This is a genomic window from Gryllotalpicola protaetiae (genome assembly GCF_003627055.1).
In the GTDB taxonomy this organism is placed as follows: Bacteria; Actinomycetota; Actinomycetes; order Actinomycetales; family Microbacteriaceae; genus Gryllotalpicola; species Gryllotalpicola protaetiae.
Map to the genome: position 1 here is coordinate 1,516,841 of NZ_CP032624.1, position 12,167 is coordinate 1,529,007.

11 protein-coding genes are annotated in these 12,167 nt (G+C 70.2%); 5 read left to right on the plus strand and 6 right to left on the minus strand.

What is annotated here, in order from left to right; all coding sequences use genetic code 11:
* Nucleotides 1-39: 39 nt before the first annotated feature.
* Nucleotides 40-1,320 carry an L-fuconate dehydratase gene (locus tag D7I44_RS07385; protein ID WP_162940115.1) on the minus strand — a complete coding sequence of 427 codons (1,281 nt, stop codon included), beginning with the start codon at nucleotides 1,318-1,320 and terminating at the stop codon, nucleotides 40-42.
* Between the two features lie 126 nt (nucleotides 1,321-1,446).
* Between D7I44_RS07385 and D7I44_RS07390 the strand changes: the two genes are divergently transcribed.
* Nucleotides 1,447-2,322 carry a fumarylacetoacetate hydrolase family protein gene (locus tag D7I44_RS07390; protein WP_120788903.1) on the plus strand — a complete coding sequence of 292 codons (876 nt, stop codon included), beginning with the start codon at nucleotides 1,447-1,449 and terminating at the stop codon, nucleotides 2,320-2,322.
* Nucleotides 2,319-3,077, plus strand: a complete 759-nt coding sequence (locus D7I44_RS07395; RefSeq protein ID WP_120788904.1) for an SDR family NAD(P)-dependent oxidoreductase — start codon at nucleotides 2,319-2,321, stop codon at nucleotides 3,075-3,077. Before D7I44_RS07390 ends, D7I44_RS07395 begins: the two co-directional genes overlap by 4 nt.
* 132 nt (nucleotides 3,078-3,209) lie before the next feature.
* Here D7I44_RS07395 and D7I44_RS07400 read toward each other — a convergent pair whose 3' ends face one another.
* Genes D7I44_RS07400 through D7I44_RS07410 form a run of 3 tightly spaced genes read right to left on the minus strand, consistent with a single transcriptional unit; the run spans nucleotide 3,210 to nucleotide 4,967 of the window.
* Nucleotides 3,210-3,716 carry a hypothetical protein gene (locus D7I44_RS07400; protein WP_120788905.1) on the minus strand — a complete coding sequence of 169 codons (507 nt, stop codon included), beginning with the start codon at nucleotides 3,714-3,716 and terminating at the stop codon, nucleotides 3,210-3,212.
* 20 nt (nucleotides 3,717-3,736) lie between these two features.
* Nucleotides 3,737-4,351, minus strand: coding sequence for a dCTP deaminase (dcd, locus tag D7I44_RS07405; protein ID WP_120788906.1), 615 nt, complete (start codon nucleotides 4,349-4,351; stop codon nucleotides 3,737-3,739).
* Nucleotides 4,352-4,367: 16 nt separating this feature from the next.
* Entirely contained in the window at nucleotides 4,368-4,967 is a 600-nt protein-coding gene (locus D7I44_RS07410) for a TetR/AcrR family transcriptional regulator (RefSeq protein ID WP_120788907.1), read from the minus strand.
* 60 nt (nucleotides 4,968-5,027) lie between these two features.
* On the opposite strand from D7I44_RS07410, the gene D7I44_RS07415 reads away from it, so the two are divergent.
* Nucleotides 5,028-6,479, plus strand: coding sequence for an MDR family MFS transporter (locus tag D7I44_RS07415; RefSeq protein WP_120788908.1), 1,452 nt, complete (start codon nucleotides 5,028-5,030; stop codon nucleotides 6,477-6,479).
* Between the two features lie 86 nt (nucleotides 6,480-6,565).
* Here D7I44_RS07415 and D7I44_RS07420 read toward each other — a convergent pair whose 3' ends face one another.
* On the minus strand, nucleotides 6,566-8,212 hold the full coding sequence (locus tag D7I44_RS07420) for a GAF domain-containing sensor histidine kinase (RefSeq protein WP_120788909.1): 1,647 nt from the start codon (nucleotides 8,210-8,212) through the stop codon (nucleotides 6,566-6,568).
* A gap of 95 nt (nucleotides 8,213-8,307) precedes the next feature.
* On the opposite strand from D7I44_RS07420, the gene D7I44_RS07425 reads away from it, so the two are divergent.
* Together D7I44_RS07425 and D7I44_RS07430 are read left to right on the plus strand one after the other, a co-directional pair.
* Nucleotides 8,308-9,018 (plus strand): hypothetical protein, encoded by a 711-nt coding sequence (locus D7I44_RS07425; RefSeq protein WP_120788910.1) that lies wholly within the window; start codon nucleotides 8,308-8,310, stop codon nucleotides 9,016-9,018.
* A 74-nt stretch (nucleotides 9,019-9,092) separates the two neighbouring features.
* Nucleotides 9,093-10,403 carry an HNH endonuclease signature motif containing protein gene (locus D7I44_RS07430; RefSeq protein WP_120788911.1) on the plus strand — a complete coding sequence of 437 codons (1,311 nt, stop codon included), beginning with the start codon at nucleotides 9,093-9,095 and terminating at the stop codon, nucleotides 10,401-10,403.
* Between the two features lie 70 nt (nucleotides 10,404-10,473).
* Here the strand turns inward: D7I44_RS07430 and ggt are convergent, their stop codons facing one another.
* Nucleotides 10,474-12,132: a gamma-glutamyltransferase gene (gene ggt / locus D7I44_RS07435; protein ID WP_120788912.1), complete on the minus strand. Its 1,659-nt coding sequence runs from the start codon at nucleotides 12,130-12,132 to the stop codon at nucleotides 10,474-10,476.
* Nucleotides 12,133-12,167 lie beyond the last annotated feature (35 nt).

The following is a 12,167-nucleotide window of genomic DNA, read 5'->3' on the forward strand; positions in this document are numbered from 1 at the left end:
TGTGTAGAGGTCCCGCTGCTCGGGCATACGAGGGCCGGGTCAGACATCCGCAGGGAACTCATACTCGGCGATCGAGGCGGCATGCATCTCTGTGCCGGCCCCCGGCGCAGCGGGTGGCCAGTACCGCCCGTCGTGCACATCGACCGGCGTGACGAAGTGCTCGTGCAGGTGGTCGACGAACTCGATCATGCGGTCGTCGAATGTGCCCGAGAGCGCCACGAAGTCGAACATCGCGAGGTGCTGCACCGCCTCGCACAGACCGACGCCGCCCGCGTGCGGGCACACCGGCACCCCGAACTTCGCGGCCAGCAGCAGATTCGCGAGGTTCTCGTTCACGCCCGAGACCCGCGTGTAGTCGATCTGCAGCACCTGCAGCGCGCCTGCCTGAAGGAACTGCTTGAACATCACGCGGTTCGCGCCGTGCTCGCCGGTCGCGACCGGAATCGGCGAGATGGCGCGCGCGATGGCCGCGTGCCCGAGCACGTCGTCGGGGTTCGTCGGCTCCTCGATCCAGGCGATGTCGAAGGGTGCGAGCGCGCGCATCCACTCGATCGCTTCGTCGACGTCCCAGCGCTGGTTGGCATCGACGGCGATACGGATGCCTGGGCCGACCGCCTCGCGCGCGATGGCGAGTCGCCGCCGGTCGTCGTCGAGGCTCGCCCCGACCTTGAGCTTGATCTGCGGGAACCCCTCGGCGACGGCCTCGCGGCTGAGCCGCGCGAGCTTCTCGTCGGTGTAGCCGAGCCAGCCGGGGGTGGTCGTGTAGGCCGGGTAGCCCTCGGCCTCGAGGCGGGCGATGCGCTCGGCGCGGCCGGGCTCTGCGCGACGCAGCAGTTCGAGCGCGTCGTCGCGGGTGAGCGCGTCGCTCAGGTACCGGAAGTCGACGAGGTCGACGAGCTCCTCCGGGCTCAGCTCGGCGAGCAGTCGCCACAGCGGCTTGCCCGCCCGCTTCGCGCGCAGGTCCCACAGGGCGTTCACGACCGCGCCGATCGCCATGTGCATAACGCCCTTCTCCGGCCCGAGCCAGCGCAGCTGCGAGTCGTGCTGCAGTCGGCGCCAGACGCCGCCGAGGTCGGCGAGCAGCTCTTCTGCGCTCTGCCCGAGCACGTAGGGGGCGAGGGCTTTGATCGCCGCGACCTCGACGTCGTTGCCGCGCCCGATCGTGAAGACGAACGCGTGACCGCTGTCGCCGGCGTCCGTGCCGATGCGCACGTACGCCGCGGAGTAGTCGGGGTCGGGGTTCATGGCGTCTGAGCCGTCGAGCAGGAGGGACGTCGGGAAGCGCACGTCGTGCGTGTCGAACTCGGCGATGAGACTCACGACTGGCGAGCCTAGACATCGGATGTCTGCGGTGTCAATGATGGCCCCTGGGCCTCGGGGCGGCGACTGGTTAGGCTCAGATCGGATGTTTCAGGCATCCGACACCTCGAATGCAAAGGAGCAGACGTGAGATTCGCGCGACTCGGCCCAGCGGGCAGCGAGACCCCGGTGCTGATCGATGGCGGGGTCGCGTACGACCTGAGACCCGTCGCCGTCGACATCGACGGGGGATTCCTGTCGGGCCGCGGGCCGGCGCGTGCGGCGGAGGCGCTGGCAGCGGGCGAACTCGTGCCGCTCGACGGCGCCGATCGGCTGCGCATCGGCGCGCCGATCGCCCGGCCGAGCGCCGTGCTGTGCATCGGCATGAACTACGCGGCGCACGCCGCCGAGTCGGGCTCGGCGCCGCCCGCAGTGCCGATCGTGTTCCTGAAGACGCCGAACACGGTGGTCGGGCCGAACGACGACGTCGAGATCCCGCGCGGCAGCGAGAAGACCGACTGGGAGGTCGAGCTCGGCATCGTGATCGGGCAGCGCGCGCTCTACCTCGACTCGCCGGCCGATTCGCTCGCGCATGTGGCCGGCTTCGTGCTCGCCAACGACCTGTCCGAGCGCACCTGGCAGCTCGAGATCTCCGGCGGCCAGTGGGGCAAGGGCAAGTCCGCGCCGGGGTTCTGCCCAGTCGGGCCGTGGCTCGTGACGCCCGATGAGGTCGACCACGCCGACCTGCGCCTGCGCAGCTTCGTGAATGACGAGCCCCGGCAGGACTCAACGACCGCCGACCTCATCTTCGGCGTCGAGACGATCGTGTGGCAGCTCAGCCAGTACCTCGCGCTTGAGCCGGGCGACCTGATTCTCACCGGCACGCCGCAGGGGGTGGCCCTGTCCGGGCGCTTCCCGTACCTCAGGGCCGGCGACGTCGTCGACCTCGAGATCGAGGGGCTCGGGCACCAGCGGCAGGTGTTCGTCGCGGCGGGCTCGGGCGCGGGCGCGGGCTCGCGGTGAGCGGGGAATTCGACGGGCTCGTCGCGGTAGTGACGGGTGGCGCATCGGGCATCGGCGCGGCGATCACGGCCGAGCTGGGCGCGCGTGGCGGCAGCGTCGCGGTGCTCGACCGCGACGTCTCCGGGGCGTCGAGCGACGTGTTCGCCGTGGTCGCGGACGTGACGGATGATGAATCCGTTCGCGCCGCCATCGAGTCGGTCGTCGCGCGGTTCGGGCGGCTCGACATCGTGATCAACAACGCGGGCGTCGGCGCGCAGGGCGGCGTTGAGGACAATGCGGATGCCGAATGGCACCGCGTCTTCGACGTGAACGTCGTCGGCATGGTGCGCGTCGCGCGCGCGGCGCTGCCGCACCTGCGTGAGTCGCCTGCGGCCGCCATTGTGAACACCTGCTCCGTCGCGGCGAACGTCGGGCTGCCGCAGCGCGCGCTCTACTCGGCCACGAAGGGGGCGGTGCTCGGCCTGACGCGGGCGATGGCCGCGGACCACCTGCGGGAAGGCATCCGTGTCAACTGCGTGAACCCGGGCACCGCGGACACGCCGTGGGTCGCGCGCCTGCTGTCGTCGGCTGCGGACCCCGCCGCCGAGCGCGCCGCGCTCGAGGCGCGGCAGCCGCACGGGCGGCTCGTCTCTGCGGCGGAGGTGGCCGATGCGGTCGCCTACCTCGCCAGCCCGCGCTCGCGTTCAACGACGGGAACGAGCCTCACGGTCGACGGCGGTATGGAGTCGCTGAGGCTCCGGCCTGCGGAGGACTGAGCACGCTCGCCGGTCATCCGCACCCGCGACGAGACGTTCCGAATCGGCCCTTTGAGTCGCTGAAAGCCCACTTTGGAACGTCTCGACGACGCGAGGCGGCGCCGATCACGCGGTGTGGGCGAGGGGTGCCAGCTACGCCGTGCGCTGCCCGTGCAGCTCCTCGACGAGGTGCCAGGTGGCGCCCTCGTCGTCGGAGACCCAGCCCTGCCAGTCGTAGCCGTCTTCGCGAATGTCGGTGAAGTTCCACCTGATCGGGCGTCCGTCGTTCTGCGACCCGTCCTGCCGGACGCCGCCGCGCCAGGTCGAGGCGATCATGCTCGTGTACTCGTTGGCGTCCGGCGAGAAGAAGCTCACCCGGGCGACGCCCGCCTGCGGATCGGCGACGCGCAGGCCGATCGCGACGGTGCGCCGCGTGCCGTCGGGCAACGTGACGACCTCGAGGTCCTGGATGGCGCGGCCCTCGAGGACCCAGGCGACGAGGTAGTCGAACTCGCGCGGCATCCAGTCGCCTGTCGCCTCGTCGAGCCGCTCGCCCGTCACGTGCCACGACCCGACCAGCTTGCGGAAGTTGCGCAGGCTGTGGTGCCCCTCGGCAAGCAGGGCTTCGACGAACTGGCCTGTCGCAGCGTCGAGTTCCATCGTGAGCCCCCTTGTCGTAGTCAGTTCTCTGGTCGGCCGCTCTCGGTGGCGGTGGCGCCACTGATGTCGGTGCGGTGGAAGTTGAGGTAGCTGCGCGACGCCGTCGGGCCGCGCTGGCCCTGGTAGCGCGAGCTGTAGTCGGCCGAGCCGTACGGCTTCTCAGCCGCGCTCGACAGGCGGAAGAAGCACATCTGCCCGATCTTCATGCCGGGCCACAGCTTGATCGGCAGGGTCGCGACGTTGCTCAGCTCGAGGGTCACGTGCCCGGTGAATCCCGGGTCGATGAAGCCGGCGGTCGAGTGCGTCAGCAGGCCGAGGCGGCCGAGCGAGCTCTTGCCCTCGAGGCGGGCCGCGACGTCGTCGGGCAGCGTGACGCGCTCATAGGTCGAGCCGAGCACGAACTCGCCCGGGTGCAGGATGAACGGCTCGTCGCCCTCGACCTCGACCAGGTGCGTGAGGTCGGGCTGGTTCTCGGCCGGGTCGATGAAGGGGTACTTGTGGTTCGAGAACAGCCGGAAGAAGCGGTCGAGGCGCACGTCGATGCTCGACGGCTGGATCATCACGGGCTCGTACGGTTCGAGTGCGATCCGGCCGCTGTCGAGTTCGGACTTGATGTCGCGGTCGCTGAGCAGCACGCGGCCAGCCTATCGGCTATCCCTTTTTCATCAGGGGCAGAACGACCTCGTCGATGATCGACTCGATGACGTCCTCCGGCACGGGCTTGAGGGTCATCAGCAGCTCGTGGCGGTACAGGTCGAATGCGACGGCGCGGATGCGAGGGGTGAGCTTGGCCGCATCGATCTCGCCGCGCGCCGCGGCGCGGTTCAGCACGGTGTCGAGCGTGCTGGTGCGGCCGCTGAGGAACGTCTCGCGCAGGTCGGCGAAGCTCGTGCCCGTCTCTGCGTAGTAGGCGCCGAGGCGCGCGCTCATGAGAACCGCGTAGGGCGCGCGGGTCTCGTTGGCGCGGCGGAAGATCTCGAGCAGGTCGCCGCGCAGGGTGCCGGTGTCGGGCACGATCGCCCGGCCCTGTTGGGCCCACCTGGCGACGGTAGCGGTGACGAGTTCGGGCTTCGAGGCCCAGCGGCGGTAGACGACCGCCCGGCTGGTCTTCGCCCGCTCGGCGACGGACTCGATGGTGAATCCGTCGTAGCCCTTCTCGTCGAGCTCGTCCCACGCGGCATCCAGCAGGGCGTTCTCGAGCGCCTCGCCGCGGCGGCGCTGCGGAGTCTGCGAATCTTCTTTAAGAGACATTGCGTTTCTTATTCTAGCGCTCTATCGTTTAGATACAGAGTGATTCTAAAGGAGCCTGTGATGTCCACTGCCACTGTCGACTCGAAGATCGACCCCGCTGCCTGGCGCAGCGTATGGGCCGTTCTCGTCGGCGCCCTCGCCGTCATCTTCGACACGACCATCGTCGCCGTCGCACTGCACACGCTGGCGACCGATCTGCACACCTCGGTCGCGACGATCCAGTGGGTGAGCACGGGCTATCTGCTCGCCCTCGGTGTCACGATTCCGATCACGGGCTGGGCGCAGCGGATTCTCGGCGCCAAGCGGCTCTGGATCATCGCGCTCTCCGTCTTCCTCATCGGCTCGATCCTCTCGAGCCTCGCGTGGGACGCGCCGAGCCTCATCGCCTTCCGCATCGTGCAGGGCGTCGGCGGCGGCATCATGCTGCCCCTGATGTCGACCATCGTCATGCAGGCCGCCGGCGGCAAGAACCTCGGCCAGATCATGTCGGTCGTGAGCCTGCCCGCGGTGCTGGGGCCGATCCTCGGCCCGGTGATCGGCGGAATCATCCTGTCTCACCTGCACTGGTCGTTCCTGTTCTGGGTAAACGTGCCGTTCTGCGTCGTCGGCCTGGTGCTCGCCGCGATCATGCTGCCGAAGGACGGCCCCGTGCGCCGCGCGCCATTCGACCTCGTCGGCTTCGTACTGATGGCGCCTGCGCTCGTCGCCCTGCTCGACGGGCTGTCGAACACCAGCAAGGACGGCGGATTCTCGCGGGCCGACGTGATCTGGCCGCTCGTCATCGGCGTTGTGCTGCTGGTCGCGTTCGTCGCCTGGGCGCTGCGCCGCAAGGCCCGCGCCCTCATCGACCTGATGCTGCTGAAGCACTGGCCGCTGTCGTCGTCGTCGATCCTGCTGTTCCTGTCGGGCATCACGCTGTACGGCGCGATGCTGGTGCTTCCTCTCTACTTCCAGCAGTTGCGCGGCATGACGCCGCTCGAGGCTGGCCTGCTGCTCATCCCGCAGGGCGTCGGCACGTTCATCAGCAGGTCGTTCGCCGGCCGGCTGTCGGACCGCATCGGCTCGCGCTGGCTCGCGATCGCCGGCTTCGCCATCGTCGCGCTCGGCACTCTGCCGTTCGCGTTCGCCGGGCTGCACACCAATGAGATCTGGCTGATGGCGGCGCTGCTCGTGCGCGGCTTCGGACTCGGCATCGTGACAGTGCCGCTGATGGCCCTGGCCTTCCGCGGTCTGGAGCGGGCCGAGGTGCCGGATGCCTCCATCATCAGCCGCATCGCCACGCAGGTCGGCGGCGCCTTCGGCACCGCCGTGCTCGCCGTGATCCTCGAGGGCGCGCTCAACTCGGCGACGTCGTCGGGTGGGGCGGTCGCCGCGTTCCAGGGCGCGTTCTGGTGGTCGATCGGCTTCGCCGCGGTCGGCGTCGGGCTCGCGTTCCTGCTGCCGGGGAAGGCGCCTGTCGCCGCCGCGCCGGGGGCTGCGGTCGCGGCATCCGCCGCCCCCGCCAAGCCCTAGCGCGTGCGCGGGTGAAAAGTCGCTTCCGCGGGAGGAGTTTCTCCCGCGGAAGCGTCGCAACTCCCGCGCACGCGGCGGCGGGGCCGCTAGGCCGGAGCTGGAACCTCCCAGATGACGCGGGTGCCCGACGACGTCGAGTCGACGGCGAGGGTGCCGCCACGCGCCTCGGCGCGGGCGCGCAGGTTCGCGAGTCCCGAGCGGCGGGTTGACGCATCCACCCCGCCCTGGCCGTCATCGGCCACTTCTACGCGCAGGCGCCCCGAGGCCAGCGCGACCGACACGTTGACCGTGCGGGCGCGCGCATGTTTCACGGTGTTCGACACGGCCTCGCGCACGACGGCCACGACGTCATCGGCGAGGCCGGCGGTCACCGTCGAGTCGAGCGCGCCACGGAAGTCGATGCGCGGGCTGCGCAGCAGCTCGTGCCGGTATTGCTCGACGACGTCGATGATGCGATGACGCAGCGATGACGCATCCGTCTGCGTCGCCGTCAACGCGAAGATCGCGAGCCGGATCTGGCTGATCGCATCGTCGAGCTGGTCGGTGACCCGGGTGATGCTCTCGCTCACATCTTCACGGATGCCCGTGCCGAGCAGCCCCTGCAGCTCGAGGCCGGAGCCGAAGAGCTGCTGGATCACGTTGTCGTGCAGCTCGCGTGCGATGCGCCCGCGGTCACGGACGACGGCCATGCGCTGGCGGGCCTCGCGCGCCTCGGCGAGCGCGAGGGCGAGGCTCGCCTGCGCGGCGAACTCGGCGGCCATCTCACGCGTCGCCGGGCTGAAGACGACCTGATCGGTCGCGCGTCCGATCACGAGCACCCCGCTGCTCGCGCCGTCGGCGGTGAGCGGCAGGGCGAGGGTCGGGCCGAGTATGCCTCCGTCGGCATATGGATTCGGAAGGGTCGCGGCGAACTCGACCTGCCGGCTCGTGAACGCGTGTCCCGCGAGGGTGTCGGCGACGGCGAGCTCGTCGCCGACGGCCGCGCCCCACGCGCCGCCCGAGACGGCGGCCACGCGCAGGGTGCCGGCGCCACCGGCATCCGTCGTATCGGCCGTGGCTGTCGGGACGAGCACCAGCGCGACCGCTGCGTCGGCCGTGTCGCGCACGCGTTCGGCGATCAGCGCGAGCGGGTCGCGGCCGTCGCCGGCGAGCAGGGCGGCGGTGATCTCGGCGGTGGCGGCCGTCCAGGCCTGACGACGCGCGGTCTCGGTGAACAGGCGCGCGTTCTGGATGGCGAGGCCGGCGGTGGCCGCGAGCGCCGTGACGACCTCTTGATCTTCCGCAGTGAACCCGCCGTCGTGGTTCGTGAGGTAGAGGTTGCCGAAGATCGTGTCGCGCGAATGCACCGGGACGCCGAGGAACTCGCGCATGGGCGGGTGATGCGCCGGGAACCCGACGGAGCGGGCGTCGACGCCGATCTCGTCGATGCGGATCGGCTCGGGGCTGTCGATCAGTGCGCCGAGCAGACCGTGCCCGTCGGGCAGGTGGCCGATCGCCTTCGCCTCGTCGGGGTCGAGGCCGACGTAGATGAAACGCTCGAGGCGCTTGCCGCTCGGCGTCGTCGGCGCGGTCGACGAGAGCACGCCGAGGGCGCCGTACTGCGCGCCCGAGAGCTCGATCGCGAGCTCGACGATGCGCCGCAGCACCACCTCGAGGTCGAGCGCCGAGACGAGCTGCTCGTTCGCCTGGATCAGCGCGCGGAGCCGGGCTTCGACCGGTGTGGAGGATGGCACGGGATCAGGTTAGCCGCGGATTACGAGACGGGCGTCTTGCACGCTGGGACAGGCGCGAGGATGCTTGCGCCAACGAGCCTTTTCCTGGAGGAGCCGTGCTGAGTACGCCCCCGCGAGTTCCGCGCCTGACGCTGCTGTGGGGCGGCGCGGGAATCGTCGCAGCAACGGTGGTGCCACTGGCTTGGCAGGTGTTCCACCTGGTCCCGCCGACGGGGTGGGAGCGGCTGAACTGGGCGTGGGAGTCGTTCTCGACCACGGCCTCAGCGGCCGTTCTGCTCGCGGCGTTCACCGTGCTTGCGGTGGGCGTCCGACGTGAGTCCGGCATCGCCGGATCCTCGATTGCCGGGAACGTCGCGCTGATCGGCTTCGCCGTCGTCGGTCTTGCCGTGAACCTCTACAACTACGTACCGCCCGACTCGTTCCTGAGCCCGATGAGGCACCTGACGAACTCGGACTACAGCGGCGTGAGCGTGGCCGACCAGCAGACGCTGGCGCGGGCGATCTGGATCCTCGAGGGCGTCGTCTATCTGGGGCACGCGGCGCTCGTGGTGGCATCCGTCTTCGTCATTCGCGCGCACGTGCTGCGGGGCGCCGCGCGCTGGGGGCTCGCCGCGCTCGCGCTCGCGACGGTGGTCGTGGACCTCTTGTGGCACGCCGCTTTCGGGCCCGAGCTGTCGATCCGGCTGCTCAGCCAGGCGCAGGTTGTGGTGCCCCTGATCCAGCTGCTCGTCGGCGTCGTGTTCCTGCTTCAGGCGCGGAGCACGCGGGTGTCGGGGGTCACGCGTAGCGTTCTCAGCGCCGGCTGACAGTCACCTGGTAATCGTACATAGTTTCTACACTGACGTTGTATTGCTCCTCTTTATAAGGTATCTTTGTTCCCATGGCATCCGTCGGGTCAACCGCCGCGGCAGCGCTTGAGAATCTTCTCGAGCTGCTGCCGGTCGACCCGTGTGAGCTGAGCGACCGACAGGTGGTCGACTGGCTGGGCCGGGTGACTGAGGCCAAACGGCACATCGAGGCGCTCGAGCTGGCCGGGGCGGCGGAGGTCAATCGGCGCTCCGACCCGGAACCGGGCGGTGACTCTCTGGCGAAGCGACTGGGGCACAAGACCCCTGCGCAGGCGGTCGAGGCGATGACGGGGTCGTCGGCCAAGTCGGCGCGGCGGCTGATCGCCGACGTGGAAGATCTGGCCAAGCTGCCGGTCGTCGAGGCCGCGGTGCTTGACGGTCGCATCGGGCGTGACAGCGCAGAGGCGATCGCGGTCGAGTTGAAGAAGGCGATACCCACGGCGGATGCCGGTCGGGTCGCCGTCGCAGAGTCAGAGCTCGTTCGGCTGGCGACCGGGTCGTCGGCAGATCGGGTGCGCGAAGAGGCGCAGAAGGTCGCGGCAGAACTCTCACCGGAATCCATCGACGAGCGGGCCAAGCGGGCGCATGAGCAGCGCTACTTCTGGATCGGCAAGGAAGACAACGGGCTCGCGCCCGTGTCGGGGCGGCTGCCCGTCGAGGTCGCTGCCAAGGCGCGAATGGTGCTCGACGGCTTCGCGAGCCCGAAGCGGAAGGTGAGCTTCGCCGATGCGGGCGATGGCGGTGCGGATGCGCCGGCGGACACGCGAACGATCGGCCAGAAGTACGCCGATGGTTTCGACGAGGTGTTCAGCGCCCAGGCGCGCATCGCCGACAAGCTCGAGGTCGGCGGCGACCACCCGACCGTGTGGGTCACCACGACCGAGGCGGAGCTGGCTGCGGGCAAGGGGCTCGCCTTCTTCGCCGGGGCTTCGGAGCCGACCAGTGTGCAGGTGGCGCGCAAGGCGGTCTGCACAGGCGGGCTGCAGGAAGTCGTGCTCACCGAGACCGGCGCGTTCCTGCGGCTCGGCCGCAGCAAGCGGGCCTTCAGCCGGCGACAGCGGCGGGCGATGGCCGCCCGTGACGGCGGCGAATGCATCATCCCGGGGTGCCGGGTGCCCGCCTATCGGTGCGAGGCGCACCATGTGATCAGTTGGTTCGAGGGCGGCCCGACCGACGTCGGGAACGGGGTGCTGGTGTGCCCGTTCCATCACGACGAAGTCGAAAAGGGGCCGTGGCAGCTGAAGATGGTCGACGGCAGACCCTGGGTGCGCTGGTCCTACGGCGGGAAGACGACCGAGTGGCAGCCGGTGGGCTCACACCTCACCCCGCTGTCGGCGACCTGACCTCCGTCCCCGGGGAGGACTCTGCCTGTTGAGGCCGGGATGGGACGGCGTGAAAGGTTGCCGCGCCGCGCTAGTAGCCGAGGGCGGCACCGTCGCCGCGCGGGTCCGCACCGCCTTCGTAGAAGCCCTGCTCGCGGTCGATGCGAATCGCCTGCGCGTGCCCCATGTTGTCGTTCCAGTCAGTCACCGACTGCACCGGCTGGCCACGGCGTTTCAGCTCGCGCACGACCTCATCCGAGATGCGGCCCTCGAGCGACAGCTTGCGCGACGGGGTTCCCCAGGTGCGGCCCATCAGCCAGCGCGGCGCCTCGATCGCCTGCTGCACGTCGAAACCGAAGTCGACGATGCGCGTGACCATCGCCGCCTGCGACTGCGGCTGGCCCTCGCCGCCCATCGACCCGAAGGCGAGCTCGGGCAGACCGTCCTTGAGCAGCAGCGCGGGCACGAGCGTGTGGAAGGTGCGCTTGCCCGGCTCGAGGCGGTTCGGGTGGTTCTCGTCGAGCGAGAAGAACGCGCCGCGGTTCTGCGCGATGATGCCGGTGTCGCCCGCCACGACGCCACTGCCGAAGTCGTGGTAGACCGACTGGATCAGCGAGACGACCATTCCGTCGGCATCCGCCGCCGTGAAATAGCAGGTGTCGCCATCGGCCGCGACGTGCGCGTGCGATGTCGGGTAGGGGATGCCCGGCGGCACGGCGTCGATGTCGAGCACGTGCTCCGGGTCGATCAGGCCGCGGCGCGAGTCGGCGTACTCGCGGCTGATGAACGTGTCGACTGGGATGTCGACGAAGCGCGGGTCGGTGAGCCACTCGTCGCGGTCGGCGAAGACGACCTTCACCGCCTCGGCCAGGTGGTGGTAGTAGTCGGCGGTGCCCTCGCCCCACGACGCGACGTCGAAGCCGTCGAGCAGATTGAACAGCTGCAGCGCCGTGAAGCCCTGCGTGGCGGGCGGCAGCTCGACGACCTCGTAGCCGCGGTAGCGGCCCCTGATCGGCTCGACCCACTCGGCGTGGTACGCGGCGAAGTCGGCGGCGGTGAGCGGCGAACCCTGCGGTCCGAGCGCGGCGGCGAAACGCTCGGCGACGACCCCTTCGTAGAACCCGGCGCGCGCGCCGCCCGCGGCGACCGCCTCGAAGCTGCGCGCGAGGCCTGCCTGCACGAGCTTGGCGCCCTCGCGCAGCACCCGGCCGCCGGGCAAATAGACGGATGCCGCAGCTTCCGACCGCGAAAGGATCGGCGCGTCGACCACCAGCCAGTCGGCGAGCGACCGGCTCACCGGCATCCCGCCGCGCGCCAGGTCGATGGCCGAACCGAACAGCGAGTCCCACGGCAGCCTGCCGAAGCGCTCGTGCGCGAGTCGCCAGCCGTCGACGGCGCCGGGAACGGTCAGAGCTGCGGCGGCCCCGCGCGCCGCGATGGTGCCGTCGGTGCTGCGTGCGCGGTACTCGTCGATCGACACTCCGGCCCCGGCCGGCCCGCTCGCGTCGATTGCGTGAACGGCGCCGGTCGGCTCGGCGATCAGCCAGAATCCGTCGCCGCCGAGACCCGCCATGTGCGGGTAGACGACGCACAGCACCGCGTTGGCGGCGATCGCCGCGTCGACCGCGCTGCCGCCCCGGCGCAGCGCGTGGAGCCCGGCCGAACTGGCGAGGTAGTGCGGGGTCGAGACCACGCCGTTGGGCGCGACGGCGGGTGGGCGGCCGGTGCGCGGGCCGTTGGGGTGGCTCATGATCGCCTTTCCTGCAGCGTCGGCGGACGCGTTGA

What these genes read in the sequence shown, in the direction of transcription:
- D7I44_RS07400 (WP_120788905.1), bottom strand. Translation starts at nt 3,716, where the DNA reads ATGGAACTCGACGCTGCGACAGGCCAGTTCGTCGAAGCCCTGCTTGCC.
- ggt (WP_120788912.1), bottom strand. Translation starts at nt 12,132, where the DNA reads ATGAGCCACCCCAACGGCCCGCGCACCGGCCGCCCACCCGCCGTCGCG.
- D7I44_RS07430 (WP_120788911.1), top strand. Translation starts at nt 9,093, where the DNA reads ATGGCATCCGTCGGGTCAACCGCCGCGGCAGCGCTTGAGAATCTTCTC.
- D7I44_RS07410 (WP_120788907.1), bottom strand. Translation starts at nt 4,967, where the DNA reads ATGTCTCTTAAAGAAGATTCGCAGACTCCGCAGCGCCGCCGCGGCGAG.
- D7I44_RS07415 (WP_120788908.1), top strand. Translation starts at nt 5,028, where the DNA reads ATGTCCACTGCCACTGTCGACTCGAAGATCGACCCCGCTGCCTGGCGC.